The organism is Streptomyces sp. SS1-1, from assembly GCF_008973465.1.
In the GTDB taxonomy this organism is placed as follows: domain Bacteria; phylum Actinomycetota; class Actinomycetes; order Streptomycetales; family Streptomycetaceae; genus Streptomyces.
In genome coordinates, this window is sequence record NZ_WBXN01000004.1 from 1,662,288 (window position 1) to 1,689,030 (window position 26,743).

Annotated in this window: 22 protein-coding genes; 11 read left to right on the top strand and 11 right to left on the bottom strand. The window is 72.0% G+C overall.

Annotated elements, in window-relative coordinates:
* Positions 1-58 precede the first annotated feature (58 nt).
* From F8R89_RS08795 to F8R89_RS08805, 3 genes are read left to right on the top strand one after another with little or no spacing between them, the layout of a single operon-like run.
* Entirely contained in the window at positions 59-982 is a 924-nt protein-coding gene (locus F8R89_RS08795; RefSeq protein WP_151783442.1) for an ABC transporter ATP-binding protein, read from the top strand.
* Positions 979-1,755 carry an ABC transporter permease gene (locus tag F8R89_RS08800; RefSeq protein WP_151783443.1) on the top strand — a complete coding sequence of 259 codons (777 nt, stop codon included), beginning with the start codon at positions 979-981 and terminating at the stop codon, positions 1,753-1,755. Before F8R89_RS08795 ends, F8R89_RS08800 begins: the two co-directional genes overlap by 4 nt.
* A 59-nt stretch (positions 1,756-1,814) precedes the next feature.
* Positions 1,815-2,837 carry a COX15/CtaA family protein gene (locus F8R89_RS08805; protein ID WP_151783444.1) on the top strand — a complete coding sequence of 341 codons (1,023 nt, stop codon included), beginning with the start codon at positions 1,815-1,817 and terminating at the stop codon, positions 2,835-2,837.
* Here the strand turns inward: F8R89_RS08805 and F8R89_RS08810 are convergent.
* The 4 genes from F8R89_RS08810 to F8R89_RS08825 form a co-directional block, all read right to left on the bottom strand.
* Positions 2,792-3,529, bottom strand: coding sequence for a nucleotidyltransferase domain-containing protein (locus F8R89_RS08810; protein WP_151783445.1), 738 nt, complete (start codon positions 3,527-3,529; stop codon positions 2,792-2,794). The two genes, F8R89_RS08805 and F8R89_RS08810, sit on opposite strands and share 46 nt — an antisense overlap.
* 41 nt (positions 3,530-3,570) lie before the next feature.
* Positions 3,571-4,677, bottom strand: coding sequence for an amidohydrolase family protein (locus tag F8R89_RS08815; RefSeq protein WP_151783446.1), 1,107 nt, complete (start codon positions 4,675-4,677; stop codon positions 3,571-3,573).
* Between the two features lie 111 nt (positions 4,678-4,788).
* On the bottom strand, positions 4,789-5,103 hold the full coding sequence (locus F8R89_RS08820; protein WP_151783447.1) for a hypothetical protein: 315 nt from the start codon (positions 5,101-5,103) through the stop codon (positions 4,789-4,791).
* Positions 5,104-5,194: 91 nt separating this feature from the next.
* The gene (locus tag F8R89_RS08825) at positions 5,195-6,163 is read right to left on the bottom strand and encodes a heme o synthase (protein WP_413251244.1); all 969 of its coding nucleotides are present in this window, start codon (positions 6,161-6,163) and stop codon (positions 5,195-5,197) included.
* A 363-nt stretch (positions 6,164-6,526) separates the two neighbouring features.
* Here F8R89_RS08825 and tkt point away from each other — a divergent pair, with 363 nt between their 5' ends.
* From tkt to pgl, 5 genes are read left to right on the top strand one after another with little or no spacing between them, the layout of a single operon-like run.
* Positions 6,527-8,614 (top strand): transketolase, encoded by a 2,088-nt coding sequence (tkt, locus tag F8R89_RS08835; RefSeq protein WP_151783448.1) that lies wholly within the window; start codon positions 6,527-6,529, stop codon positions 8,612-8,614.
* 34 nt (positions 8,615-8,648) lie between these two features.
* The gene (gene tal, locus F8R89_RS08840; protein ID WP_151783449.1) at positions 8,649-9,767 is read left to right on the top strand and encodes a transaldolase; all 1,119 of its coding nucleotides are present in this window, start codon (positions 8,649-8,651) and stop codon (positions 9,765-9,767) included.
* A gap of 4 nt (positions 9,768-9,771) precedes the next feature.
* Positions 9,772-11,310, top strand: a complete 1,539-nt coding sequence (zwf, locus tag F8R89_RS08845; RefSeq protein WP_151783450.1) for a glucose-6-phosphate dehydrogenase — start codon at positions 9,772-9,774, stop codon at positions 11,308-11,310.
* A complete protein-coding gene (opcA, locus tag F8R89_RS08850; RefSeq protein ID WP_151783451.1) occupies positions 11,307-12,383 on the top strand; it encodes a glucose-6-phosphate dehydrogenase assembly protein OpcA in 1,077 nt (358 codons plus the stop codon). The genes zwf and opcA overlap by 4 nt, the downstream gene beginning before the upstream one ends.
* Positions 12,380-13,171: a 6-phosphogluconolactonase gene (pgl, locus tag F8R89_RS08855; RefSeq protein WP_225994350.1), complete on the top strand. Its 792-nt coding sequence runs from the start codon at positions 12,380-12,382 to the stop codon at positions 13,169-13,171. The genes opcA and pgl overlap by 4 nt, the downstream gene beginning before the upstream one ends.
* Before the next feature lie 69 nt (positions 13,172-13,240).
* Here the strand turns inward: pgl and F8R89_RS08860 are convergent, their stop codons facing one another.
* The 5 genes from F8R89_RS08860 to F8R89_RS08880 form a co-directional block, all read right to left on the bottom strand.
* Positions 13,241-14,080, bottom strand: a complete 840-nt coding sequence (locus F8R89_RS08860; RefSeq protein ID WP_151783452.1) for a carbohydrate ABC transporter permease — start codon at positions 14,078-14,080, stop codon at positions 13,241-13,243.
* On the bottom strand, positions 14,077-15,444 hold the full coding sequence (locus tag F8R89_RS08865; RefSeq protein ID WP_151783453.1) for an ABC transporter permease subunit: 1,368 nt from the start codon (positions 15,442-15,444) through the stop codon (positions 14,077-14,079). The genes F8R89_RS08860 and F8R89_RS08865 overlap by 4 nt, the downstream gene beginning before the upstream one ends.
* A 3-nt stretch (positions 15,445-15,447) precedes the next feature.
* Positions 15,448-16,779, bottom strand: coding sequence for an ABC transporter substrate-binding protein (locus F8R89_RS08870; RefSeq protein ID WP_151788042.1), 1,332 nt, complete (start codon positions 16,777-16,779; stop codon positions 15,448-15,450).
* Between the two features lie 69 nt (positions 16,780-16,848).
* Entirely contained in the window at positions 16,849-18,492 is a 1,644-nt protein-coding gene (locus tag F8R89_RS08875) for a glycoside hydrolase family 13 protein (protein WP_151783454.1), read from the bottom strand.
* Positions 18,493-18,649: 157 nt separating this feature from the next.
* Positions 18,650-19,918 (bottom strand): ABC transporter substrate-binding protein, encoded by a 1,269-nt coding sequence (locus tag F8R89_RS08880; protein ID WP_151783455.1) that lies wholly within the window; start codon positions 19,916-19,918, stop codon positions 18,650-18,652.
* Positions 19,919-20,043: 125 nt separating this feature from the next.
* Here F8R89_RS08880 and F8R89_RS08885 point away from each other — a divergent pair, with 125 nt between their 5' ends.
* The 3 genes from F8R89_RS08885 to F8R89_RS08895 are packed head-to-tail and all read left to right on the top strand — an operon-like array spanning position 20,044 to position 23,641.
* The gene (locus tag F8R89_RS08885; protein WP_151783456.1) at positions 20,044-20,559 is read left to right on the top strand and encodes a PadR family transcriptional regulator; all 516 of its coding nucleotides are present in this window, start codon (positions 20,044-20,046) and stop codon (positions 20,557-20,559) included.
* Complete coding sequence (locus F8R89_RS08890; protein WP_151783457.1) at positions 20,556-21,308, top strand: ABC transporter ATP-binding protein; 753 nt, start codon at positions 20,556-20,558, stop codon at positions 21,306-21,308. The genes F8R89_RS08885 and F8R89_RS08890 overlap by 4 nt, the downstream gene beginning before the upstream one ends.
* A 50-nt stretch (positions 21,309-21,358) precedes the next feature.
* Complete coding sequence (locus F8R89_RS08895; protein WP_151783458.1) at positions 21,359-23,641, top strand: FtsX-like permease family protein; 2,283 nt, start codon at positions 21,359-21,361, stop codon at positions 23,639-23,641.
* A gap of 94 nt (positions 23,642-23,735) precedes the next feature.
* On the opposite strand, the gene pgi is transcribed toward F8R89_RS08895, so the two are convergent.
* Positions 23,736-25,391: a glucose-6-phosphate isomerase gene (gene pgi, locus F8R89_RS08900; RefSeq protein ID WP_151783459.1), complete on the bottom strand. Its 1,656-nt coding sequence runs from the start codon at positions 25,389-25,391 to the stop codon at positions 23,736-23,738.
* Positions 25,392-25,443: 52 nt separating this feature from the next.
* Positions 25,444-26,712: an MFS transporter gene (locus tag F8R89_RS08905; RefSeq protein WP_151783460.1), complete on the bottom strand. Its 1,269-nt coding sequence runs from the start codon at positions 26,710-26,712 to the stop codon at positions 25,444-25,446.
* Positions 26,713-26,743: the final 31 nt, after the last annotated feature.

Consider the following 26,743-nt stretch of genomic DNA (forward strand, 5'->3'; position numbering starts at 1 on the left):
CGCGAAGATGCGCACCCGGCCGTTCGGGGGACCCTCGGTCTCCCTAGACTCTTGAGCCATGCGAAACGAGCCCGTGGTCCAGGTCCACGCCCTGGTGAAGCGCTACGGCGGCAGAACCGCGGTGGACGGCCTCGACCTGGTGGCCCGGGCGGGCGTCACGGCCGTGCTCGGACCGAACGGCGCGGGCAAGACGACGACGGTGGAGACCTGCGAGGGCTACCGCAGACCGGACTCCGGCACCGTGCGTGTCCTCGGCCTGGACCCGGTGCGGCAGTCCGCCGCGCTGCGGCCCCGGATCGGGGTGATGCTCCAGTCCGGCGGTGTCTACTCGGGGGCGCGCGCGGACGAGATGCTGCGCCACGTCGCCAAGCTGCACGCCCACCCCCTGGACGTGGACGCGCTCATCGAGCGCCTCGGCCTCGGCGGCTGCGGCCGGACGGCGTACCGCCGGCTCTCCGGCGGCCAGCAGCAGCGCCTCGCGCTCGCCATGGCCGTCGTCGGCCGCCCCGAGCTGGTCTTCCTCGACGAGCCGACCGCGGGACTCGACCCGCAGGCCCGCCGCGCCACCTGGGACCTGGTCCGGGATCTGCGGGCCGACGGCGTCTCGGTGATCCTCACCACGCACTACATGGACGAGGCCGAACAGCTCGCCGACGACGTCGCCATCATCGACGCGGGCCGGGTCATCGCCCAGGGCTCCCCCGAGGAACTGTGCCGCGGCGGCGCCGAGAACACCCTGCGCTTCGGCGGCCGCCCCGGCCTCGACGTGGGCTCCCTGCTCAAGGCGCTGCCCGCCGACTGCACGGCCGCCGAGCTGACGCCGGGCTCGTACCGGGTCGTCGGCAAGGTCGACCCGCAACTGCTCGCCACGGTGACGTCCTGGTGCGCGCAGCACGGGGTGATGCCGGACCGGATCTCGGTGGAGCGGCACACGCTGGAGGACGTCTTCCTGGAGCTGACCGGCAAGGAGCTGCGCTCATGACCACCACGAGCACCGGGACGTACGCCCCGAAGCCGGGCGCGGCCCCGCTCCCCCGCATGATCGCCGCGCAGGCCGCGCTCGAGACGAGGATGCTGCTGCGCAACGGCGAGCAGCTGCTGCTGACGGTGGTGATCCCGACCCTGCTGCTGGTGCTCTTCAGCTCGGTGGACATCGTGGACACCGGCGCGGGCGAGGCGGTGGACTTCCTCGCCCCCGGCATCCTGGCGCTCGCAGTGATGTCGACGGCGTTCACCGGGCAGGCCATCGCGACGGGCTTCGAGCGCCGGTACGGCGTGCTGAAGCGGCTGGCGTCCTCACCGCTGCCACGCTGGGGCCTGATGGCGGCGAAGACGCTGTCGGTGCTGGTCACCGAGGTGCTGCAGATCGTCCTGCTGACGCTGATCGCCTTCGCGCTGGGCTGGTCGCCGCACGGCAACCCGGCGGCCGTGCTCCTGCTGCTGATCCTCGGGACGGCCGCGTTCTCGGGGCTCGGGCTGCTGATGGCCGGGACGCTCAAGGCGGAGGCGACGCTGGCCGCCGCCAACCTGGTCTTCCTGCTGCTGCTCGTCGGCGGCGGGGTCGTCGTGCCGCTGGACAAGTTCCCGCAGGCCGCCCAGGACGTCCTCGGGCTGCTGCCCGTCTCCGCGCTCTCCGACGGGCTGCGGGACGTGCTCCAGCACGGCGCGGGGATGCCCTGGGGCGACGTCGGGATCCTCGCCGTGTGGGCGGTCGTGGGCCTCGCGGCGGCCGGCCGGTTCTTCCGCTGGGAGTAGCGCGGATCACCCCGCGGGGCGGGCCCCCTCGTGAAAGCGTGCACAAGCGGCGGCCTACGATGGTGCGCGTGCAGAACCTGACCCGCGCCGACGCCCAGGCCGCCGTGCGCAACCCGCTCGCCTTCATCGCCGCCCGCTGGACCCCGGATCCGAGGACCGTCCGCCGCGCGGCGCTCGCCGCGCTCGTGATGTCCGTGATCATCGTGGTCACGGGCGGGGCCGTGCGCCTCACGGGTTCCGGGCTCGGCTGCCCGACCTGGCCGAAGTGCACCGGCGACTCGCTCACCAACACCCGCGAGATGGGCCTGCACGGCGCGATCGAGTTCGGCAACCGCATGCTGACGTACGTGCTGTGCGCGGCGGTCGGCTGGGCGATCATCGCCGCCCGCTCCACCGAGCCGTACCGGCGGGGCCTGACCCGGCTGGGCTGGGCGCAGTTCTGGATCGTGATGAGCAACGCCGTGCTCGGCGGCGTCGTCGTCCTGGTCGGCCTGAACCCGTACACGGTCGCCGCCCACTTCGTGGCGTCGTCCGCGCTGATCGCGGTCGCCGTGGTGATGTGGCAGCGCACCCGTGAGGGGGACGCGGCGCCGCGCCCGCTGGTCGGCAAGGCCGTCCAGCAGCTGGTGTGGTTCCTGGTCTCCGCCTCGGTCCTGCTGATCCTGGTGGGCACGGTGGTCACCGGCGCGGGACCGCACGCGGGTGACTCCAGCGAGGTCGACCGGATGCCGGTCGACTGGGAGACCGTGACGAAGCTGCACGCCGTGCTGGCCTGGATCGTCGTGACGCTGACGTTCGCGCTCTGGTTCGTCCTCAAGGCGGTCGACGCGCCGAAGGGGCCGCTGGACCGCACCCGTGACCTGTTCCTGGTGCTGCTGGCGCAGGGCGTCATCGGTTACGTCCAGTACTTCACGGACCTGCCGGAGCTGCTGGTCGGCCTGCACATGCTGGGTTCGGCCCTGGTGTGGATCGCGGTGCTGCGCGTGCTCCTCGCGCTGCGCGAGCGCCCGGAGGCGTCCGTGCCGGATCTGCCCGCTCAGCCGCTGGACGCCACCAGCGCGTCGATCGCCGGGCCCAGGTAGGAACGCGTCAGCCGCCCCCGCCGCGCCGCCCACGCGTCGGACGGCGGCTCCGCCCGACCGTAGCGGCGGGCGTGGACGTCGGTGACGACCTCGGCGGGCGCCCCCAGTCCGGGCAGCAGCTCCAGCGCCTCCCGTTTGGAGATGAGCCGTCCCTCGCGCGCGGTGACGCTGGCCCGCGCGAACGTGATCAGCCCCAGGTCGACCCAGACGTCCCGGGTCCACAGCCGGGCGTCGGCCACGGCGGGCCGCCAGAAGTCCCGCTGGTCGCGCATGACGAACGTGGTCAGCTCGCGGTCCGGCACCGGCGGCAGCAGGGCGGCGGGGGCCTCCCCGTGCAGCACGCGCCCGAAGGCGTGCAACTCGCGCCGGGTCACGGGGGTGACGGGCCGCCGGAACAGCTCCTCGTGCGCCCAGGTGAGATGGCGGCGGGCGGGGTCCTCCAGGGTGTCCGGCGTGAGGTAGGAGCAGTGCAGCAGCGGGGCGAGCGGCGCGGTCCGCAGCCGGGCGTGCAGCGTGGCCAGCCGCCAGATCGTGCGCGGGGTGAGCGGGCCGTCCAGGACGGCGATCAGGTCCAGGTCGCTGCGGCCCTCCTGGTAGTCGCCGCCGGCGAGCGAGCCGTGCGCCCAGACGGCGACGGGCCGCAGCGGTCGCAGGGCGGTGAGGAAGCGGTCGAGCAGGGCGTCGGTCGGCATCCCGTCAGTCTGGCCGCGGGCGCCCGGGGCGTACAGCCCGCTCACGGCAGGCCGTAGACCCGGCGGGCGTTCCCCGACGACACCATCTCCGCGACGCGCTGGGCGTCCGCCGGTGACCAGGCGCCCTCGGCGACCCAGGTGCCGAGCACCCTGGCGAGGGACTCGCGGAACAGCTGTGCGCCCACGACGTGCAGTTCGGGCAGGCCCTGGGCGCCGCTGGAGAAGAGGATCTTGCCGAAGGGGGCCAGCTCCAGGATCTCGGCGAGGATCGTGGCCGCGCGGGCGCCGGTGCGCACCAGGGCGGCGCCGGAGTCGGCGTAGACGTGTGGGAAGACGCCGGCGAGATGGGCGGCGTGCCGGTGGTACGGGTAGCCGTGCAGCAGGACCAGGTCGGTGCCGAGACCGGCGGTGGCGCGGACGAAGTCGGTGAGCAGGACCGGGTCGGTGCGGTCGATGCGCAGGCCCGGCTGGCCGAGCCCGGCGTGCAGCTGGAGCGGCAGCCCGGACGCGACCGCGATCCACAGCAGGTGCCGCAGCAGGACCGGGTCGGTCAGCTCACCGCCGACGTCACGGTCCGCGAGCCAGCGCCCGGCCGCGCCCCGCACCTCCCCCGGCCCCGGCGGCTCGGGCGCCAGCGCCAGGCCGTGCCGTACGCCGGCGACCGAGGTGAAGGCGACGGCGTGCGCGGCCGCGCCGTGCACGGACTCGGCGAGGTTGGCGAGGAAGGACTCGACGGTGCCGGAGGTGTCGGCGACCTGTTCGGCGAGGAGTTCGAGGCGGACGATCTCATGGGCCTCGGCGGAGGCGGCGGAGGCCATCTCGGGAGGGCCGGTCAGGTCACCGGGCAGGCCCGTGTCGACCAGATAGGTCGTGATGCCGCTGCCCCGCAGCAGCCGCCGTCCGGCCTCCCAGACGCCGAGCTCCCGGCGCCGGGCCAGATACCGGGCGGGCGGGCAGTGCGGCTCCAGACCGAGCAGGGGCGGGCACCAGCGCCGTACGGCGAAGCCGGTCTGGGTGTCGAAGAGGGTGGTGCCGGGTGCGGGGGGTCCCTCGGTGCGGGCCAGCTGGGCCTCGAAGGTGCCGAGGCCCAGCTCCGCTCTCAGTACGCCGTGGCAGTACTGGTCCACGAGGGACGGCGTGTCGATCATCCGGGCTCCCCGTGGGTGGACGCTGGCGTGCTCTACACGTCCTAACGGGTGAACCGGTGCCGAGGTGTTGGGGTGGAGCGGGCGGGCTCTGGGCCGCCGGAGCGGGTGGGCTCAGCCGCCGATCTGGATGCCGGCCATCCGCTTCCACTCGTAGGGGCCCGTGGTCACCTTCGCCGCGAGCTCGCCGTCGAAGGACTCGTGGCGGGTGATGCCAGCCTTCTCGACGGCCTTCTCGGCGGTCGCGAACGTGGGGGCCACCAGGTCGCCCCAGCCGCCGTCCTCGCCCACGAGGACGATGCGGGCGCCGCGCTCGCCGATGTACGCGATCTGGGCCTCGGCACCGCCGTGGGACTTCGCGAAGGCGTTGATCCGGTGCGCGAGGCGGGTCACCTTGCGCTCGTCGACCTGCTGCGTGTCGTCTGCCATGGCCAGGATGCTACCGACCAGTAGATCGCTTGGCGACGGGAGGGGTGCGTGACCCGCGCCTCAGCGTGTCAGCGGCGGAGATCCCGCCGTGTCAGCGCAGGAAGGGGTCGACCGCGACGGCCACGAAGAGCAGCGAGACATAGGTGATGGACCAGTGGAACAGGCGCATCTCCTTGAGCTTCGCGCCGGTCACCTCGGCCTTCGCGCGGTTCTGCAGCGCGTGCGCCTCCCACAGCCACCAGCCGCCCGCGGCGAGCGCGACCGCGGTGTAGAACCAGCCCGTGTAGCCGAGCGGCGTCAGCAGCAGCGAGACCGCGACCATCACCCAGCTGTAGAGGACGATCTGCCTGGCGACGACCTTGTTGGAGGCGATGACGGGGAGCATCGGCACGCCCACGCGCGCGTAGTCCTCCTTCACCTTCATGGACAGCGGCCAGTAGTGCGGTGGCGTCCAGAAGAAGATGACCAGGAAGAGGATCAGCGGCGCCCAGGACAGCGAGTTCGTGACGGCGGACCAGCCGATCAGCACCGGCATGCAGCCAGCGATGCCGCCCCACACGATGTTCTGCGAGGTACGGCGCTTGAGCAGCATCGTGTAGACGACGACGTAGAAGAGCAGCGCTCCGAGTGACAGCCAGGCCGACAGCCAGTTGACGGTGAGGCCGAACAGCAGCGTCGAGACGACCGCCAGGGTGATGCCGAAGGCGAGGCACTCGCGCGGGCTGACCATCCCGGTGACCAGGGGGCGCTGGGAGGTGCGGTCCATCAGGGCGTCGATGTCGCGGTCGATGTACATGTTGAGCGCGTTTGCGCCGCCCGCGCTGAGGTAACCGCCCACACAGGTGAGGAGCACCAGACCGAGGTCGGGCACGCCGCGCTCGGCCAGGAACATCACCGGAACGGTGGTGATGAGCAGCAGCTCGATGATCCGCGGCTTGGTCAGCGCCACGAAAGCCGCGACCCGGGCCCCGATCGGCCGTCGGCTCGGGCTCTGGCTCGTCCCGACAATCCCCGCTGGACGGGATTCAACGGCCGTCACGCACACCCCTGACAGAGACATCCCAGCAAGCCCGACCCGTGTGAAGTCCCGGTAAAGGCTCGCGCGTACCACGCCACTGTAGACGTTGCCCAGACCCGGACCACCGCGGGGGTCCGGTCGTGTTGGAGGTGTGGTCCGAAGGGCGCGCGCGGGCTCGATTGAGCGCTCGGATGACCGGGTGCGTATTCATGTGCCGAGCCCCGGAACGACGCGGCCGACAGGCACATCCCGAAGAGTCCCGGCAGTCTGGGATGAGTCGAAAAAACGCACGTACTTCCGGGGGTAGGCTCGACAACGGCCGGCCGACGCCGAGTACGCCGGCAGCCGGTGGGCGCGTGCCCGTGACGCCGGCAACCGACATGTGGAGAGGAGCCCTGACCCAGGGTGAGCACCAAGCCGACCACCACAGACCTCGAGTGGACCGAGCTGGACCAGCGGGCGGTGGACACCGCCCGCGTCCTGGCCGCAGACGCCGTACAGAAGGTCGGTAACGGCCATCCTGGTACGGCGATGAGCCTGGCTCCCGCCGCGTACACCCTCTTCCAGAAGGTGATGCGGCACGACCCTTCGGACGCCGACTGGGTCGGGCGGGACCGCTTCGTGCTGTCCGCCGGCCACTCGTCCCTGACCCTCTACACCCAGCTCTACCTGGCCGGTTTTGGTCTGGAGCTGGACGACCTCAAGGCGTTCCGGACGTGGGGTTCGAAGACCCCCGGCCACCCGGAGTACGGCCACACCACGGGTGTGGAGACGACGACCGGCCCGCTGGGCCAGGGTGTCGCCAACGCCGTCGGCATGGCCATGGCCGCCCGCTACGAGCGTGGTCTGTTCGACCCGGAGGCCGCCGCGGGCACCTCCCCGTTCGACCACTTCATCTACTGCATCGCCGGTGACGGCTGCCTCCAGGAGGGCATCTCCGCCGAGGCGTCCTCGATGGCCGGTCACCAGAAGCTGGGCAACCTGGTCCTGCTGTGGGACGACAACCACATCTCGATCGAGGGCGACACGGAGACGGCCGTCTCCGAGGACACGGTCAAGCGCTACGAGGCGTACGGCTGGCACGTGCAGCGCGTCGCCCCGAAGCCGGACGGCGACCTGGACCCGAACGCGATCTACGACGCGATCCAGGAGGCCAAGAAGGTCACCGACCGCCCGTCGTTCATCGCGATGCGCTCGATCATCGCCTGGCCGGCCCCGAACGCGCAGAACACCGAGGCCGCGCACGGCTCGGCGCTCGGTGACGACGAGGTCGCGGCCACCAAGCGGGTCCTCGGCTTCGACCCGGAGAAGACCTTCGAGGTCTCCGACGAGGTCCTCGCGCACACCCGGGGCGCCCTGGAGCGCGGGCGGGCGGCCCGTGCCGTGTGGGAGAAGTCGTTCCAGCAGTGGCGGGACAACAACCCCGAGCGCGCCGCCGAGTACGACCGCATCGCCAAGGGCGCGCTGCCCACCGGCTGGGAGGAGAAGATCCCGGTCTTCGAGCCCGGCAAGGGTGTGGCGACGCGTGCCGCGTCCGGCAAGGTGCTGCAGGCGCTCGGCGCGGTCATCCCGGAGCTGTGGGGCGGCTCGGCCGACCTCGCCGGCTCGAACAACACGACGATCGACAAGACGTCGTCGTTCCTGCCCGAGGGCAACCCGCTGCCGGAGGCCAGCCCGTACGGCCGCACGATCCACTTCGGCATCCGCGAGCACTCCATGGCCGCGGAGATGAACGGCATCGCGCTGCACGGCAACACCCGTATCTACGGCGGCACCTTCCTGGTGTTCTCCGACTACATGCGCAACGCGGTGCGGCTGTCGGCGCTCATGCACCTGCCGGTGACGTACGTGTGGACGCACGACTCCATCGGCCTCGGCGAGGACGGCCCGACCCACCAGCCGGTCGAGCACCTCGCGTCGCTGCGCGCCATCCCGGGCCTGAACGTGGTCCGCCCGGCCGACGCCAACGAGACGGCGATCGCCTGGCGCGAGGTCCTGCGCCGCTGGACCAAGGAGTACGGCAAGGGCGCCCCGCACGGCCTGGCGCTGACAAGGCAGGGCGTGCCGACGTACGAGGCCAACGAGGACACCGCGCGCGGTGGCTACGTGATGTTCGAGGCCGAGGGCGGCACGCCCGAGGTCGTGCTGATCGCGACCGGTTCCGAGGTGCATGTGGCGGTCGAGGCGCGCGAGCGGCTCCAGGCCGACGGGGTGCCGACGCGCGTGGTCTCCATGCCGTCCGTGGAGTGGTTCGAGGAGCAGGACCAGGGGTACCGGGACAGCGTCCTGCCGCCGTCCGTGAAGGCGCGTGTCGCGGTCGAGGCCGGCATCGGCCTGACCTGGCACAAGTACGTCGGGGACGCGGGCCGCATCGTGTCGCTGGAGCACTTCGGCGCTTCGGCCGACGGCAAGGTCCTTTTCCAGGAGTACGGCTTCACCGCCGAGAACGTGGCGGCCGTCGCGCGGGAATCCCTCGCCGCGGCCCGGCGCTGACGCTCACATACGCAACGTAGGAGTTTGATTTTCCATGACAGACGCACTGAAGCGCCTCTCCGAGGAGGGCGTCGCGATCTGGCTGGACGACCTGTCACGCCAGCGCATCACGTCCGGCAACCTGGCCGAGCTGATCGACCAGCAGCACGTCGTCGGCGTCACCACCAACCCGACGATCTTCCAGAAGGCCATCAGCGAGGGCCACGGCTACGACCAGCAGCTCTCCGACCTCGCGGCCCGCAAGGTGACGGTCGAAGAGGCCATCCGCATGATCACCACGGCGGACGTCCGGGACGCCGCCGACATCCTGCGCCCGGTCTTCGACGCCACGGACGGCCAGGACGGCCGCGTCTCCATCGAGGTCGACCCGCGGCTCGCGCACAACAAGCACGCGACCGTCGCCGAGGCCAAGCAGCTCGCCTGGCTGGTGGACCGTCCCAACACGCTCATCAAGATCCCGGCCACCCGCGCCGGCATCCCGGCGATCACCGAGGTCATCGGTCTCGGCATCAGCGTCAACGTCACGCTGATCTTCTCGCTGGAGCGCTACCGCGAGGTCATGGACGCCTACCTCGCGGGTCTGGAGAAGGCGAAGGCCAAGGGCCTGGACCTGTCGCAGATCCGTTCGGTGGCGTCGTTCTTCGTGTCCCGGGTGGACAGCGAGATCGACAAGCGCATCGACGCGCTCGGCACCGACGAGGCCAAGGCCCTGCGCGGCAAGGCCGCCATCGCCAACGCCCGGCTCGCCTACCAGGCGTACGAGGAGGTCTTCTCCTCCGACCGCTGGACCGCGCTGGAGAAGGCGGGCGCCCGCAAGCAGCGTCCGCTGTGGGCGTCGACCGGTGTGAAGGACAAGGCGTACAAGCCGACCCTCTACGTCGACGACCTGGTGGCGCCGAACACCGTCAACACGATGCCCGAGGCCACCCTGCACGCGGTGGAGGAGAAGGGCGAGATCACCGGCAACACGATCGCCGGCACCTACGAGCAGGCCCGCGCCGACCTCGACGCCATCGAGCGGCTCGGCATCTCGTACGACGAGGTCGTGCAGCTGCTGGAGGACGAGGGCGTCGAGAAGTTCGAGGCGTCCTGGAACGACCTGCTCAAGTCGACCGAGGCGGAGCTGGAGCGCCTCGCCCCCTCGGAGGGCTGATCCCTTGCCACCCTTCAACGTCACGGAAGCGAACCCGCTTCGTGACGCCGCCGACCGACGGCTCCCGCGTATCGCGGGGCCGTCGGGCCTGGTGATCTTCGGCGTTACGGGCGATTTGTCACGTAAAAAGCTGATGCCCGCTGTGTACGACCTCGCGAACCGGGGACTTCTGCCGCCGGGCTTCTCGCTGGTCGGCTTCGCCCGCCGCGAGTGGGCGAACGAGGACTTCGCCCAGGAGGTCCACGACGCGGTCAAGGCCCATGCCCGCACCCCCTTCCGCGAGGAGGTCTGGCAGCAGCTCATCCAGGGGATGCGCTTCGTCCAGGGCACCTTCGACGACGACGACGCCTTCGAGCGGCTGCGCGGCACCATCGAGGAGCTGGACAAGGCCCAGGGCACGGGCGGCAACTTCGCCTTCTATCTCTCGGTGCCGCCGCGTTCCTTCCCGGTGGTCATCCAGCAGCTGAAGAAGCACGGGCTCGCCGACCAGACGGGCGGCTCCTGGCGCCGCGCGGTCATCGAGAAGCCCTTCGGGCACGACCTGGCCTCCGCCGAGGAGCTCAACAAGGTCGTGCACGAGGTCTTCGCCCCCGACCAGGTCTTCCGTATCGACCACTACCTGGGCAAGGAGACCGTCCAGAACATCCTGGCGCTCCGGTTCGCCAACACGATGTTCGAGCCGATCTGGAACCGGTCCTTCGTGGACCACGTGCAGATCACCATGGCCGAGGACATCGGCATCGGCGGCCGGGCCGGCTACTACGACGGCATCGGCGCCGCCCGTGACGTCATCCAGAACCACCTGCTGCAGCTGATGGCGCTCACCGCCATGGAGGAGCCCGCCTCCTTCGACGCGGACGCGCTCGCCGCCGAGAAGACCAAGGTGCTCGGTGCCGTCCGGCTGCCGAAGGACCTCGGCCGCGACACGGTGTTCGCGCAGTACGCGGAGGGCTGGCAGGGCGGCGAGAAGGCGGTCGGCTACCTCCAGGAGGAGGGCATCGACCCGCACTCGAAGACGGACACGTACGCCGCCGTCAAGCTGTCGGTCGACAACCGCCGCTGGGCGGGCGTCCCCTTCTATCTGCGCACCGGCAAGCGGCTCGGCCGGCGGGTCACGGAGATCGCGGTCGTCTTCCAGCGCGCCCCGCACTCCCCCTTCGACACGACGGCCACCGAGGAGCTGGGCCAGAACGCGATCGTCATCCGCGTCCAGCCCGACGAGGGCGTCACCGTCCGCTTTGGGTCCAAGGTGCCCGGCACGTCGATGGAGATCCGGGACGTGTCGATGGACTTCGCGTACGGCGAGTCCTTCACCGAGTCCTCCCCCGAGGCGTACGAGCGGCTGATCCTCGACGTCCTGCTCGGCGACTCGAACCTCTTCCCGCGCACGGAGGAGGTCGAGCTGTCCTGGAAGATCCTCGACCCGATCGAGGAGTACTGGGACCGGCACGGCAGGCCCGCCCAGTACCCGGCGGGCACCTGGGGGCCCGTCGAGGCGGACGAAATGCTCGCACGAGAGGGACGGAGCTGGCGCCGGCCATGAAGATAGACCTCACGGACACCACGGCCAGCAAGATCAACAAGTCGCTGGTGAAGGCCCGGCGGGCCATCGGCACGCCGGCCGTCGGCATGGTGCTGACGCTGGTCATCGTCACGGACGAGGAGAACGCCTACGACGCCCTGAAGGCCGCCGGCGACGCCTCGCGCGAGCACCCCTCGCGCACGCTGCTGGTGATCAAGCGTGTCTCGCGCTCGCCCCGGGACCGCACGCAGTCCCGGCTGGACGCCGAGGTGCGGGTGGGCGCCGACGCCGGGACCGGCGAGACGGTGGTGCTTCGCCTCTACGGCGAGGTGTCCGAGCACGCCCAGTCCGTCGTCCTGCCGCTGCTGCTGCCGGACGCCCCGGTGGTGGTGTGGTGGCCGGTGAACGCGCCGATCGACCCGGCGAACGACCCGCTGGGCGCGCTCGCCCAGCGCCGGGTGACCGACACGTACGCCTCGGAGCAGCCGGTGCGCGAGCTGTCGGCGCGCGCCGGGACGTACACGCCGGGCGACACCGACCTGTCCTGGACCCGGATCACGCCGTGGCGCTCGATGCTGGCGGCGGCCCTGGACCAGGTGGTCTGCCAGGTGAAGGCCGTCGAGGTGGAGGGCGAGGAGTTCAATCCGAGCTGCGAGCTGCTGGCGATGTGGCTCGCGGACCGGCTGGACGTCCCCGTGCAGCGCTCGCTGTCGTCGGGTCCCGGCCTGACGGCGGTACGGCTGGACACCGACTGCGGCCCGATCGTCCTCGACCGGGCCGACGGCTCGCTGGCGACGCTGTCCATCGAGGGGCAACCGGACCGGGCGGTGGCGCTGAAGCGACGGGAGACGTCCGAGCTGATCGCGGAGGAGCTGCGCCGGCTCGACCCGGACGACACCTACGCCTCGGCGCTGCGCTTCGGCGTGGACAAGCTGCACGCGTCCGCGCCCGCCCGGCCCGCCGGGACCGGGAAGGCGGCGGAGGACGGGCCGGCCAAAGGAGAAGCGGCCGAGACTCCTGTCGAAGACGCCGCCAAGGCCCCGGCGAAGGAAGCGACGGCGGGGGAACCGGTGAAGAAGGCGGCGGCCAAGTGAGCACCCACACCACCCCGCAGCTCGTCGTGCACCGCGACAAGGAGCTGATGGCCCAGGCCGCGGCGGCCCGGCTGATCACGAAGATCGTGGACGCGCAGGCCTCCCGGGGCTCGGCGTCGGTGGTCCTCACCGGCGGCCGCAACGGCAACGGTCTGCTGGCCGCGCTGGCGGCGGCCCCGGCCCGGGACGCCATCGACTGGGGCCGGCTGGACCTGTGGTGGGGCGACGAGCGGTTCCTGCCCGAGGGCGACCCGGAGCGCAATGTCACGCAGGCCCGCGAGGCCCTGCTGGACGCGGTGCCCCTGGACCCGAAGCGGGTGCACGCCATGCCCGCCTCGGACGGCCCGTTCGGCTCGGACGTGGAGGCGGCGGCCGCCGCCTACGCCGAGGAGCTGGCGCGGGCGGCGGGTCCCGAGAACCACGGGTCCGTGCCGACGTTCGACGTCCTGATGCTGGGGGTCGGCCCCGACACGCACGTCGCCTCCCTGTTCCCGGAACTGCCCGCCGTACGGGAGACGGAGCGCACGGTCGTCGGGGTGCACGGCGCCCCCAAGCCCCCGCCGACCCGGGTCACCCTCACGCTCCCCGCGATCCGCGCGGCGCGTGAGGTGTGGCTGCTGGCGGCCGGCGAGGACAAGGCGGAGGCCGCGGCGATCGCCCTGTCCGGCGCGGGCGAGATCCAGGCCCCGGCGGCGGGCGCGCGGGGCCGCTCCCGCACCCTGTGGCTCCTGGACGCGGCGGCTGCCTCGCAGTTGCCGCGGTCGCTGTATCCGCCGGCGATTCCCTGACCGGTGTTCTTGGACGAGTTCGGGCCCCGCTTCCTGAGAAGCGGGGCCCGAACTCGTATCGGGGACCGGCTACTTCACCGAGCCCGCCATCACTCCCTGCACGAAGTGCCGCTGGAACGCGAAGAACACGACCACCGGCACCACCAGGGACAGGAACGCCCCCGGCGCCAGGACGTCGATGTTGCTGCCGAACTGACGGATCTGCGACTGCAGTTCCACGGTGAGCGGCTGCGAGGAGCTGTCGGCGAAGAGCAGCGCCACCAGCATGTCGTTCCAGACCCACAGGAACTGGAAGATGGCCAGGGAGGCGATCGCCGGTCGGCCGACCGGCAGGACCAGACGGGTGAAGATCCGCCACTCGGTGCCGCCGTCCATGCGGGCGGCCTCCAGCATCTCCTTGGGCATCTCCGCGAAGTAGTTCCGCAGCAGGAACACCGCGAACGGCAGACCGTAGGCCACGTGGAACAGGACGACGCCGGGGATCGTGCCGAACAGGCCGAGCTGACCGAAGAGTTTGGCGACCGGGAGCAGGCCGATCTGCACGGGCACCACCAGCAGGGCCACCACGAGCAGGAAGACCGCCTCGCGGCCCGGGAAGTCCAGCCAGGCGAAGGCGTACCCGGCGAGGGCGGCGAGCACCACCACCAGGACGGTCGTCGGCACCGAGATCAGGACCGTGTTCCAGAAGGCCTGCGTGATCCCGGAGTTGCCGAGCAGGGCCGAGTAGTTGTCGAAGGACAGCTGGCCGGGGCTGGTGAAGGCCGTCCACCAGCCGCCCTTCGCGGTGTCCTCGGCGGACCGCATCGACGACAGGAACAGTCCGGCGAGCGGGGTCAGCCAGACCAGGCCGACCACCACGAGGAAGGCCTGCACGAGCGAGTTGCCCAGGCCGCGCCTGACCGCGTTCATCGCTGACTCCTCTTGAAGCGGCGGACGTTGAAGACCATGGCGGGGATGACCAGGAGCAGGAGCAGGACGCCGAGGGCGCTGCCGAGACCCTGGTTGTTGCCGCCGCCGAACGACACCAGCCACATCTGGGTCGCGAGCACGGTCGCGTCCTCCTGCACCGGTCCGGGCGCGATGATGTAGACGAGGTCGAAGACCTTCATCACGTTGATGACGAGGGTGATGAAGACGACGGTGAGGACCGGCGCGAGCAGCGGCACGGTGATCCGGCGGAAGATCTGCCACTCGTTGGCGCCGTCCATCCGGGCCGCCTCCAGCGAGTCCCGGGGCAGGGCGGACAGGCCCGCGCCGATCAGGACCATCGCGAACCCGGTCCAGATCCACAGGTACGCCCCGATGATCGCCGGGGTGACCAGCGTGGGGCCGAGCCAGGAGATGCCCTCGTAGGGCGCGGCGAAGTTCGAGGCGGGCAGCCGGACCGTGTACGCGCCGTCGTCCAGGCCGTCGAAGCGGAAGGAGCCGTCGGACGCCGTGGTCGTGGTGGCGACGGTCTCCCCCGCGCGCACCGCCTCGACCCTCATCTCGGGCAGTCCGCTCTCGCGCCGGTCGACGACGCCCTGCTTCCCTCCTCCGCCGGGGGTGAAGTCCAGGTAGACGACGCCGGTCAGCTCACCGGCGCCGGCCGTGCGCCGGGCGGCCTCGTACGCCGGCCGCGTGCCGTCGGGCAGGTCGGCGGGCAGGACGCCGACCAGGCCCAGGGAGACGCTCTGCCCGGGCGAGACGGTGCCGGTCGTGCGGTAGGCGCCATCAGGCGCCTTCGTCAGTCCCTGCCCGTCGCGGGCGCGGGCCGTGGGGTAGGCCGAGGTGTCCTGGAACATGTCGTGCACGGAGACGGCGGCGGCGTTGAGCACGCCCTTGTCCGGGTCCTCGTCGTAGGCGAGCCGGAAGATGATGCCGGCGGCGAGGAAGGAGACGGCCATCGGCATGAACAGCAGCAGCTTGAACGCGGTCGCCCAGCGGACCTTCTCCACGAGCACGGCCAGGATGAGGCCGAGGCCGGTGAGCAGCGCCGGGGCCACCACGACCCAGATCGTGGTGTTGCGGATGGCCTTGAGGGTGGCCGGGTCCCGGAACATCTCGGTGTAGTTGTCGCCGCCCACGAATCGGGTGCCGGAGGCGTCGAAGAAGCTGCGGCCGACGGAGAACAGCACCGGGTAGACGACCAGGGCGCCCAGCAGGAGCAGCGCGGGGAGGACGAAGAGCAGGGCGATGACGCGGGCGCGCCGCCGCGAGCGCCGGGCGCGGGTCGCGCCGGGGCTCGCGGCGGGCGGCCGGGGCCCCGCCTTGTCGACGAGGGTCGCGGTCATCGGTCAGCCCTGGCCCTCGTACGCCTTGGCGGCCGCGGCCTCCAGCTTGGCGGCGGTCCCGTTCGGGTCGGACGGGTCGCGCAGGAAGTCCTGGAGGAGCTTCCACTCGCCGGCGCCCTTGGTGCCGCCGAAGGCCGCCGGGGCCTGGTCGGACATGTCGAAGCGGACCGAGTCACCGGCGGCGACCAGCGACTTGGCGGTCTCACGGGTGACGTCGTCGCCGTAGGAGGCGAGGTCGACGTTCTTGTTCGGGGACAGGAAGCCGCCGGCCTCGGCCCACACGGCGGCGGCCTCGGGGGTGGCCAGGTACTCCAGCAGGGCCATGCCGGCCTTCTGGCTCTTGCCGTCCTTCAGGACGACGGCGGCGTCACCGCCGCTGACGACCGGCGGCTTGCCCCCGTCGACCGCCGGGAACGGGAAGAAGTTCGCGTCCTCGCCGATCTTCCGGCCGAACTGGTCCTTGGCGACGCCCGCGACGAAGTCGCCCTCGTAGACCATGCCGGCCTCGGGCTTCGGGCCGAACACCTTCTCCACGGAGCCGGGGAAGTCGGTGTTCAGGGCGCCCTTCTGGCCGCCCGCGATCAGCTGCTTGTCCTTGAACAGCTCGCCGAGGGTGGTCAGCGCCTTCACGACGGAGGCGTCGGTCCACTTCAGCTGGTGCGTGGCGAGCGCGTCGTACTTCTCGGGGCCGGCCTGGGAGAGGTAGACGTTCTCGAACCAGTCGGTCAGGGTCCAGCCGTCCTGACCGGCGACGGAGAAGGCGGCGAGACCGGAGTCGGAGACGGTCCGCCCGGCCTTCAGCAGGTCGTCGTACGACGTCGGCGGCTCGACGCCGGCCTGGGCGAGGGCGTCGGGGCTGTACCAGACGGTCGACTTGTGGGCGGCCTTGAAGTAGAGGCCGTAGAGGGTGTCGTCGACGCTGCCGTAGTTCTTCCAGACGGGCGCGAAGTTGGCGTCCACGGACTTCTGGGCGGTGGCCGACAGCGGCTTGAGCCAGCCCTTCTGCGCGAACTGCTTGAGCACGCCGACCTGCGGGACCATCACGACGTCGGGGGCGTTGCCGCCCTCGATCTTGCTGCCGACGACGGTGGAGACGTTGTCGCCGGTGGAGACGAACGTCGTCTTGGCGCCGGTCTTCTCGGTGAAGGCGTCCAGCACCTTCTGGAAGTTCTTCTGCTCGGTGCCGGTCCACACTCCGGCGACGGTGACCGTCTGTCCGTCGAGGGCCTTGTCGCCGCCGCCGGCCGAGACGGGGTCGCCGCCGCAGGCGGTCGCGCCGAGCGCCAGGACGAGGGCGGTACAGCCGGTGAGCAGGGTGGTACGGCGTCGCATCATCATCGATGTCCCTTCGGGGAATGGGAAGAACGGCCGGAGGTTCCGGAGTCTCGGGAGGTGCGGGGGGGTTCAGGGAGCGGGGGACTCGGTCCCGTCGCTCATCCACCAGGCGGCCGTGGAGCCGGGCAGCACGCCGGCCGGGCAGGGGCCGCTCGACAGCAGCGGGGTGCCGGAGACCGGCGCGGAGGTGGGTGCCGTGCCGAAGTTGACGGCGCAGACCAGGCCGTCGCCGCGGGCGAAGGCCAGGACGCCGGGCGGGCTGTCCAGCCAGCGCAGCGTGCCCTCGCCCAACTGGGGCAGGGCGGAGCGCAGTTGCAGGCCGTCGCGGTACAGGTGCCAGAAGGAGCGGGTGTCGGCCAGCGCCCGGTCGGTGGCGTACTCGGCGAAGTACTCGGGCTGGGGCAGCCAGGGCTTGGCGCTCTCCACGCCGGAGGTGAAGCCGAACGGTGACGCCTGTCCGGACCAGGGCAGCGGCACCCGGCAGCCGTCGCGGATCCGGGCGCGGCTTCCGGTGCGGCGGAAGATGGGGTCGGTGAGGACGTCGTCGGGCAGGTCCACGACCTCGGGCAGGCCGAGTTCCTCGCCCTGGTAGATGTACGCGGCGCCGGGCAGCGCCAGCATGAGCAGCGCGGCGGCGCGGGCGCGGGCGGCGCCGAGGCCGCTGCCCTCGGGGGCGGGCTCCCCGTAGCGGGTGACGGTGCGGACCTGGTCGTGGTTGTTGAGCACCCAGGTGACCGTCGAGCCGGTACCGGCGATGTCCTGCATGGCCTCGGAGATGACCTTGCGGAAGGCGTCGGCGTCCCAGGGGGCGCTGAGCAGGTCGAAGAAGAACGCCTGGTGGAGTTCGTCGGAGCGGACGTACAGGGCGTGTTCGCGCGCGGTCGGCACGGACACCTCGCCGACGAGGAGCCGTTCGCGGCCGTCCCGTTCGGTGTACTCCTCGCATATGGAACGCCAGGAGCGCCACACCGTGTGCACCTCGGGCTGGTTCCAGGCGAGCGGGTTGACCGAGTCGCGGGTGCGGGCGTCGGCCTCCGGGTCGTCGGAGTCGGGCAGTTCGGGGTGCTTGAAGAGACCGGCGGCGACGTCGATGCGGAAGCCGTCGACGCCCCGGTCGAGCCAGAAGCGCAGGACCCGGTCGAACTCGGCGCCGACCTCGGGGTTGCGCCAGTTCCAGTCGGGCTGCTCGGGGGTGAACATGTGCAGGTACCACTGGCCGGGCCGCCCGTCCGCCTCGGTCACCCGGCTCCACGCGGGGCCGCCGAACATGGCGTGCCAGTTGTTGGGCGGCTCGGCGCCCTCGGGGCCGCGGCCGTCGGCGAAGTGGAAGCGGGCGCGGGCCGGGCTGCCGGGGCCGGCGCTCAGCGCCTCCTGGAACCACCGGTGCTCGCTGGAGCAGTGGTTGGGGACGATGTCGAGCAGCACCTTGACGCCGAGCCGGCGGGCCGCCGTGACCAGCAGGTCGAACTCGGCGAGGTCCCCGAAGAGCGGGTCGACGTCGCAGTAGTCGGCGACGTCGTAGCCGTGGTCGTGCTGCGGCGAGGGGTAGAAGGGGCTCAGCCAGATCCCGTCGACCCCGAGCTTCTTGAGATACGGCAGCCCCGCGCGGACCCCGGCGAGGTCGCCGACACCGTCGCCGGTGCTGTCGAGGAAGCTGCGGACGTAGACCTGGTAGATCACCGCGTCGCGCCACCAGTGGTACTTACTCAGCATGCATGCATGTTAGGTAGCTGTTTCAGAGGGGTGTCAATGAAATGGCGCAAGCTACCGAACAGTTGGCGCGGCAAATCCGGGCATACCCATACGAGATTCAGAAGGATGAGACGCCGCTGTTACCTAACATGTAAGTAGGCGCGGGAGTGGGGAAGGCTCAGCGCGCGATGGCGTCGAGCTCGCGCGCCAGCCGGCGCACCGCGGCCTCGGACGTGTCGTGCCCGGCCATCGCGTCCCGCACGACCGCCTGCACCACGAGGCTCACCTGCCCGTAGCGCGGGCTCTTGGGGCGGGGAGCGGCCGTCCGCACGCTCTCGCGCAGCGTCGGCAGATACGGGAACCTCCGGATCAGCTCCGGGTCCTCGTACAGGTCGGCCCGCACGGGCGGCAGGGCGCCGCGCGTGAGCACCTGCCGCTGGACGTGCTCACTGGTCAGGTAGGCGAGCAGCCGGGCCGCCGAGTCGGGGTGCCGGGCGTGGGTGCTGACGGCCAGGTTGGAACCGCCGAGCACACTCGTGCCGGGGCCGTCGGGCCCGGGCAGCGGGACGGCGCCGATCTTCCCGGCGACCGGTGAGCCCTCGGCCGACGCGACGGCGTAGGCGTACGGCCAGTTGCGGAGGAACAACAGGCGCCCGTCCTGGAAGGCCTGCTTGGACTCCTCCTCCTTGTACGTGAGCGCCTGTTTCGGGATCCAGCCCTCGCGCACCCCGCGCGCCAGGAAGTCGATGCCGTCGCGGGCGGCCGCGGAGTCGACGGTGACGCGTTCGCCCTCGTCCCCGAGGATGGTGCCGCCCGCCGAGTAGACCGCCTCGGCGGCGTTGACGGTGAGCCCCTCGTACGGCAGGAACTGGCCCGCGTACCCGTCGAGTCCGTACTTCGGCGCGATCGTCCGCGCGGCCTGTTCCAGTTCGTCCCAGGTGCGCGGCGGGTCGACGCCCTCCTTGGCGAGGATGTCCTTGCGGTACAGCAGCAGACCGGCGTTGGTGACGTACGGGACCGCGTACAGCCGTCCGTCGTAGGTCGCCGTGCCCACGACGGGCTTCAGGAAGGTGCCGAGCGGGAAGCGGTCGCGCTCCAGGGGGCGGATCCAGCCCTGGGCGGCGAACTCCGAGGTCCAGCTGACGTCGATGTTGAGGATGTCGAAGCGGCTGCGGTCGCCGCCGCGCAGGTCCGTCGTCATCTGCGCGTGGGTCTCGTCGGCCGAGTCGGGCAGTTCGACGAGGGTGACCCGCTCGTCGGGGTGCGTGCGGTTCCAGCCGTCCAGGACGGAGCCGAGATACCCGGTGAGGTCGCCCGCGGTGGCCAGGGTCATCGGCCCGCGGCCCGCTCCGGGACCGTCGTCGGCACGGGCTCCCGAGGCGACGTACCCGGTCAGGATCACGGCCAGGACGAGAAGGCCCCTACCGGCGGCGTGGATCCACCGCATAGGTTCCTCCCTGTACACCTGACACCGGGCGTCGTCGCCCGGGACCAGAGGCCATGTATACCCGTTAGGTATGCGCGATACTAGGGTCTGCGGCACATTGGCTCGGGACGGGGAGGAGAGCACGAGTGCGGCTGCCCCTCCTGGCCCTGCTGGCGCGCGGCCCGGCGCACGGATACGAGCTGAAGCAGGACCTTGAGCAACTGCTGGGCTCCGCGTACCCTCAGCCGAACGTCGGCCAGATCTACGTCACCCTCGGCCGTCTCGAGAAGTCGGGACTCATAGAGGGCGAGGACGTCGAGCAGTCGGGCCGGCCCAACAAGAAGGTCTACCACCTCACCGACGCCGGGCGTGAGGCGCTGCACGCCTGGTTCGAGGAGACCGAGGACGAGCCTCGGGTACGGGACGAGTTCTTCATGAAACTGGCCCTCGCCCCGCAGACCGGCCTCGCCGACCAGATCGCCCTCATCAACCGACAGCGGCGCCAGTACCTGAACACCATGCGTCACCTGTCGAAGCTGGCCGCCGCCGAGAACCGGGACAACCGCGTCGCGCATCTGCTCATCGAGGGTGCGATGCTGCACCTCCAGGCGGACCTCGACTGGCTGGAACGGTGCCAGGAGGAGCTGGAGGAGCTGGAGTGAGCGACGACCCCACTCCTGTGCTGCGCGCCGAGGGCCTGGTCAAGACGCATCACGGCGAAGGCGCCCCGGCCCACGCCGTGCGGGGTGTCGACCTCCGCGTGCGACGCGGCGAGTTCGTCGCCGTCACCGGCCCGTCCGGTGCCGGCAAGTCGACCCTGCTGCATCTGCTCGGCGGTCTGCAGCGCCCGGACAGCGGCAGCATCTGGCTGGACGGCGAGTGCGCGGACGGCTGGCGCGAGGCCCGCTGGGCGGTCGAGCGCCGCAAGCGCATCGGCATCGTGTTCCAGTTCTTCAACCTGGTCTCCGACCTGTCCGTCGCCGACAACGTGGAGCTGCCCGCCCTGCTGGCCGGCGTCCCGCCGAAGCGGGCCCGCGCCGAGCGCGCGGACCTGCTGGCCGAGCTGGGCCTGGAGGGCAAGGAGCGCAGCATGCCGGGCGAGCTGTCCGGCGGTGAGCAGCAGCGCGTCGCGCTCGCCCGGGCCCTGGTGAACCGTCCGCCGCTGCTGCTGGCCGACGAGCCCGCGGGCAGCCTGGACAGCAAGGGCACCCGTGAGGTGATGCGGCTGCTGACCCGGTTCCACCAGCGCGGCCAGACCATCGTGCTGGTCACCCACGACGCCCGGCTCGCGAGCGCCGCCGACCGTGTGATCAGCTTCTTCGACGGCCGGATAGCCGACGACGCGGCGCTCGACGGCGGTGCCCCGCCCCGCCGGGCCGGCGCCTCCGGTGTGCTGGAGCTCAGGGACTGACATGCCGGAGTACGACCGCCGCCCCGCGTCCGGGCCGAGGGGCTGAGGCCATGCGAGCCACCCTGCGCTGGGCGCACTCCGATCTGCGCACGCACCGCGGCGAGGCGCTGTTCCTGGTGCTGGCCACGGCCGGGATCGTCGTCTCGCTGCTGCTGGCCACCGCCCTGTTCGGGTACGCCACCAACCCGTGGCAACGCGTCTTCACCCAGGCGCACGGCGCGCACGTGTGGCTGCACACCGGGCCGTCCGCCGACACCGGCAGGCTGACCGAGCTCGACGGCGTCGAGTCCGTCACCGGCTCCTACCCCACCGCCTCCGCCACCCTCGCCTCCCGGGGCGCGCGTGCCGCCGTCGAACTGCGCGGCACCCCCGAGGAGCCGTCCGTGGGCCGCCCCCTGCTGACGTCCGGCCACTGGCTGGACCCGTCGAACCCGGACGGGGTGGTCCTGGAGAGCCGGCTCGCCCGCGCCCTGCTCGCCGCGCCCGGCGACACCCTCACCCTGCCCGGCACGGACCGCACGGTGACGGTCCTCGGCGTGGCGGACAGCGCGGAGAAGCGCTACCGGCCCGGTGAGCAGCCGGGACTGGTCTGGGCGCAGCCGTCCGCCGTGCGCGACCCGAGGGGCCAGGTGGTGGCGCTGCGCCTCACCGACCCCGAGGACACCGACTACGCCGTCCAGCGCGCCGTGACCGTGCTGGGCGCCGGCGCGGTCAGCGAGGTCTCCACCTGGAAGCAGGCCCGGGCGGAGGCGCAGGGCGACAACCGGCTGCTCGGGCAGGTGCTGGGGCTGTTCGGGCTGGGCGCCCTGGTGGCGGCGGGGCTGGCCGTGCACGGCGCGATCGGCACCCGGATCCGCGGGCATCTGCGGGACATATCGGTGCTGAAGGCGATCGGGTTCACCCCCGGGCAGGTCGTCCGGGTCTTCCTGCTCCAGCACCTCGCGTACGCGCTGCTGGGCGCGCTGGCCGCCGCGGCCGTCGTGCAGGGCCTGGGCAGCCGGATACCGGGGCGGCTCGGGGACGCGGTCGGGGTGTGGCACGGGCTGCCCGGGCACACGGTGTCCCTGCTCGTGGTGCCGGTCGCCGTGGTGCTGTTCATCGGCGCGACCACCGGGCTCGCCGCGTGGCGGGCGGGGCGGGTGCCTCCGGTGCCGGTGCCGCGGCGGGCGTCCGCGCCCGGCGGACGGCTGTCGGGCGCGGCCCGCAGTGCGCTGGGGCTGCGGCTGCCGCCGGCGCTGGTGCTGGGCTGGCACCGGGCGTTCAGCAGGCGTCTGCGGTCCCCGGCCACGGTCGCGCGGCTGGCGCTGCCGCTGCTGCTGATCGTGGTGGCGATGAGCGCCTGGACCACCATCGAGCGCTTCGACGGCCGGCCGGAGCAGGTCGGTCTGCCGACCTCGCTCACCGTCCACGCCGACGCCGGCCTGTCCGGCCGGGCCGCCCGGACCCTGCTGGAGGGCGACCCGCAGGTGGCGGCCGCCTATCCGGGCGTCGAGGTGGCGGCACTGGTCCCGGGGCAGACGGCCACGATCGCGCTGCGCGGGCTCGGCACCCGGCAGGACCCCTACCCGTACTCCCTGGCCGAGGGCCGGGCCGCGACGGGCCGCGACGAGGCCGTCGCCGGCCAGGGGCTGCTGGCACTGCTGGACGCGCGGGTCGGCGACTGGGTCCGCATCACCGTGGGCGAGCAGCCGCAGATCCTGCACATAGTGGGCCGCAGCATCGAGCCGGAGAACGCCGGGCGGGTCATCTCGACCTCCCTCGACACCCTCCGGGAGAACGACCCCGGGCTCGGGCCCACCCTCTACGAACTGCGGTTGCGTCCCGGCGCCGACCCGGGCACGGTCGCCGACCGGCTCACGGCCGCCGGGCAGGGACACCTGGACGTGCACGCCGTGCCCAACCCGGCCGACGGGCTGTCGCCGCTGCGCGGGGTGATCGTGGGGCTGATCGTCGTCCTGGCCCTCATCGGGCTGATCGAACTGCTGACGGCGATCGGCGGGACGGTGCGCGAGGGCGAACGCGATCTGCTGGCTCTGAAGGCCATCGGTCTCTCCCCCCGGCAGATCACCGCGATCACCGTGGTGTCGACGGCGTGCACCGCCCTGGCCGCGGCGGCCGTCGCCACCGGGCTCGGGGTGCCGCTCGCGCGCTGGCTCATCGACGCGCAGGGAGCGTCGAGCGGGATCGGCTCCGGAATCGCCGCGGGGCCGTCGGCGCTGCTTCTGCTGCTGCTCTGCGCGGCGGCGGTGACGGGGGCGGCGGCGCTGGCCGCGCTCCCGGCGTCCCGGGCGGCCCGCCGCCGCCTCGCGGACACACTGAGCGCGGTGGCCTGACCCGTCCGCTGCCCGTGGAGGACGGCGGGCGGGCGGGACCGGCCGGCGGGAGGCGGACGGCCGGCCACGCGCCGCCCGCTTCCCGCACCCGTCGTCACGCCCGGCCGCGCAGCTCCCGGTACCGGGTGACGAGGGCCTTCGTCGACACGTCGAGTCCCGGCACGTCGGCGCCCTCGGTCAGCGCGGGCTCGACCCGCTTGGCGAGGACCTTGCCGAGCTCGACGCCCCACTGGTCGAAGGAGTCGATGTTCCACACGGCGCCCTGTACGAACACCTTGTGCTCGTACAGCGCGACCAACTGGCCCAGCACGGACGGCGTCAGCTCACGGGCGAGGATCGTCGTCGTCGGATGGTCGCCCTTGAACGTCTTGTGCGCCACCAGTTCCTCGGGCACACCCTCGGCCCGTACCTCGTCCGGTGTCTTGCCGAACGCCAGCGCCTGCGTCTGCGCGAAAAAGTTCGCCATCAGCAGGTCGTGCTGGCCCTTGAGCCGGTCGCTCATCTCGGCGACGGGCTCGGCGAAACCGATGAAGTCGGCCGGGATCAGCTTGGTGCCCTGGTGGATCAACTGGTAGTAGGCGTGCTGCCCGTTGGTGCCGGGCGTGCCCCACACCACAGGCCCGGTCTGCCAGTCCACCTCGCGCCCGTCCCGCCCGACGGACTTGCCGTTGGACTCCATGTCCAACTGCTGGAGATAGGCGGTGAACTTCGACAGGTAGTGGCTGTACGGCAGGACCGCGTGCGACTGGGCGTCGTGGAAGTTGCCGTACCAGATGCCCAGGAGGCCGAGCAGGAGCGGCACGTTGGACTCGGCGGGCGCGGTGCGGAAGTGTTCGTCGACGGTGTGGAAGCCGTCGAGCATCTCGCGGAAGCGGTCCGGGCCAATCGCGATCATCAGCGAGAGGCCGATCGCGGAGTCGTACGAGTAGCGGCCGCCCACCCAGTCCCAGAACTCGAACATGTTGGCGGTGTCGATGCCGAAGTCGGCGACCTTCCCCGCGTTGGTCGACAGCGCCACGAAGTGCCGGGCGACCGCTTCCGGTCCGGCCTTCAGCTCGGCGAGCAGCCATTCACGCGCCGAGGTGGCGTTGGTGATCGTCTCGATCGTGGTGAAGGTCTTGGACGCGATGATGAACAGCGTCTCGGCCGCGTCCAGATCGCGGGTGGCCTCGTGCAGGTCGGCGCCGTCCACGTTGGACACGAAGCGCACCGTGAGGTCCCGGTCGGTGAAGGCGCGCAGCGCCTCGTACGCCATCGCCGGGCCGAGGTCGGAGCCGCCGATGCCGATGTTGACGACGTTCTTGATCCGCCGGCCGGTGTGACCGGTCCAGGCCCCGGAGCGGACCCGTCCGGCGAAGTCCGCCATCTTGTCGAGGACGGCGTGCACCGCGGGGACCACGTTCTCCCCGTCGACCTCGATCACCGCGTCGCGCGGGGCCCGCAGGGCGGTGTGCAGCACCGCGCGGCCCTCGGTTGTGTTGATCTTCTCGCCGCGGAACATGGCGTCCCGCAGTCCGAAGACGTCCGTGGCGGCGGCCAGCTCGCGCAGCAGCCGCAGCGTCTCATCGGTGACCAGGTGCTTGGAGTAGTCGATGTGCAGGTCACCGACCTGCAGGGTGTACCCCGTGCCCCGGCCCGGGTCGGCGGCGAACAGCTCCCGCAGCCCCACACCGGCGAGCTCCTCACGGTGCTCGGCCAGCGCGGTCCACTCGGGGGTCTGGTTGAGCCTGGTACGGCCGTCTGCGTTCATGTCCGACTTCAGCCTTCTTTCGTGCCTGTCCCAGCTGTTCCAACCTAATTGATCAGCGCGGGACGTGAGCCGTCGTGACGTCGCCGTCCGGCGCATCCACAGATACGTCCCGCGCAGGCCCGGGTATCAGCGCGAGGACGGACAGGACGAAGAAGCCGGCGGTGAGCAGGGCGGGTGTGTTCGGGCCCCAGGCGGTGGCGACGGCCCCGCCGAGCAGGGCGCCCAGCGGGGCGCCGGCCACGGCCAGGGTGCGGAAGGCGGAGGCGACCCGGCCCAGCAGGTCTGCGGGGGTCCGCCGTTGCATCAAGGTCGTGGTGTTGACGTTCCAGACCATGCCCATGAAGCCGAAGACCGCGAGGGCCACCGCCAGCGCCGTCAGGCTGCGCACGGCACCCATCACGACGAGGGCGCCGATCTGCACGAGCCCGGCGGCCAGAACGGCCCGGGTCAGCCCGAGCCGGGCGGTGATCGGCCCGTGCCCGAGCCCGCCCGCCAGGCTGCCCGCGGCGTACGCGGTGGAGGCGACGGCGTACCCGGTGGTGCCCGCGTCGAGCCAGCCGGTGACCAGGACGACGAGGGTGGCGACGAGGGCGCCCATCCCGATGTTGCACAGGGCGGTCGCGGCGCACAGGCCGCGCAGGGCCCGGTCCCGCCACAGGGTGCGCAGCCCGTCGGTGATCTCCCGGCGCAGGGTGCTGCCCTCGGGCCGGGCCGCCCGGTCCGGTGGCGGGGTGCGCAGGGAGGCGACGAGGGCCGCCGCCAGCAGGAAGGTCGCGGCGTCGGCCAGGAAGGGGGCGGCGGCGCCTGACAGGAGTAGCAGCGGCACCGCGGGCGCCCCGAGCAGTCCGCCGGCGATCCGCTGCCCGGTCATCAGCCGGGCGTTCGCCGCGCCGAGCGCGTCCCGGTCGACGAGGGCGGGGAGCAGGGCCGTGGAGGCGTTGTCGAACAGGGTCTGGAGCGTGGTCAGGGTGAAGGCCAGGGCGATGAGCAGGCCGATCGAGGCGTGCCCGAGGGCCACGGCGACCGCGAAGGCGGCGACCAGGGCGCCCCGGAGGGCGTCCACCGTCCACATCGCGCGGCGCTGGTCGACGCGGTCGGCGACGGCTCCCCCGAGCAGGCCGAAGACGATCCACGGCAGATAGCCGCAGGCGGTGACCGCGGCGATCGGCAGGGGCCGGTCGGTCAGCGTGACGGCGAGCAACGGCAGGGCGGCCGTACGGAGGGAGTCGCCGAAGCCGGAGAGCACGGCGGCACCCCACAGCCGCCCGAAGCCGCCGCGCCAGGCGGGCGCGCGCACGCCCGTCTCCCCCGTCGTCGCCACAGGTCCCCCTCCCGGTGCGTCGACGCGTGGA

Bases quoted from the DNA above. Each gene is read 5' to 3' on its own strand.
- F8R89_RS08795 (WP_151783442.1), top strand. From the start codon at position 59: ATGCGAAACGAGCCCGTGGTCCAGGTCCACGCCCTGGTGAAGCGCTAC.
- F8R89_RS08800 (WP_151783443.1), top strand. From the start codon at position 979: ATGACCACCACGAGCACCGGGACGTACGCCCCGAAGCCGGGCGCGGCC.
- F8R89_RS08805 (WP_151783444.1), top strand. From the start codon at position 1,815: ATGGTGCGCGTGCAGAACCTGACCCGCGCCGACGCCCAGGCCGCCGTG.
- F8R89_RS08810 (WP_151783445.1), bottom strand. From the start codon at position 3,529: ATGCCGACCGACGCCCTGCTCGACCGCTTCCTCACCGCCCTGCGACCG.
- F8R89_RS08815 (WP_151783446.1), bottom strand. From the start codon at position 4,677: ATGATCGACACGCCGTCCCTCGTGGACCAGTACTGCCACGGCGTACTG.
- F8R89_RS08820 (WP_151783447.1), bottom strand. From the start codon at position 5,103: ATGGCAGACGACACGCAGCAGGTCGACGAGCGCAAGGTGACCCGCCTC.
- F8R89_RS08825 (WP_413251244.1), bottom strand. From the start codon at position 6,163: ATGTCTCTGTCAGGGGTGTGCGTGACGGCCGTTGAATCCCGTCCAGCG.
- tal (WP_151783449.1), top strand. From the start codon at position 8,649: ATGACAGACGCACTGAAGCGCCTCTCCGAGGAGGGCGTCGCGATCTGG.
- opcA (WP_151783451.1), top strand. From the start codon at position 11,307: ATGAAGATAGACCTCACGGACACCACGGCCAGCAAGATCAACAAGTCG.
- F8R89_RS08860 (WP_151783452.1), bottom strand. From the start codon at position 14,080: ATGAACGCGGTCAGGCGCGGCCTGGGCAACTCGCTCGTGCAGGCCTTC.
- F8R89_RS08865 (WP_151783453.1), bottom strand. From the start codon at position 15,444: ATGACCGCGACCCTCGTCGACAAGGCGGGGCCCCGGCCGCCCGCCGCG.
- F8R89_RS08870 (WP_151788042.1), bottom strand. From the start codon at position 16,779: ATGATGCGACGCCGTACCACCCTGCTCACCGGCTGTACCGCCCTCGTC.
- F8R89_RS08875 (WP_151783454.1), bottom strand. From the start codon at position 18,492: ATGCTGAGTAAGTACCACTGGTGGCGCGACGCGGTGATCTACCAGGTC.
- F8R89_RS08880 (WP_151783455.1), bottom strand. From the start codon at position 19,918: ATGCGGTGGATCCACGCCGCCGGTAGGGGCCTTCTCGTCCTGGCCGTG.
- F8R89_RS08895 (WP_151783458.1), top strand. From the start codon at position 21,359: ATGCGAGCCACCCTGCGCTGGGCGCACTCCGATCTGCGCACGCACCGC.
- pgi (WP_151783459.1), bottom strand. From the start codon at position 25,391: ATGAACGCAGACGGCCGTACCAGGCTCAACCAGACCCCCGAGTGGACC.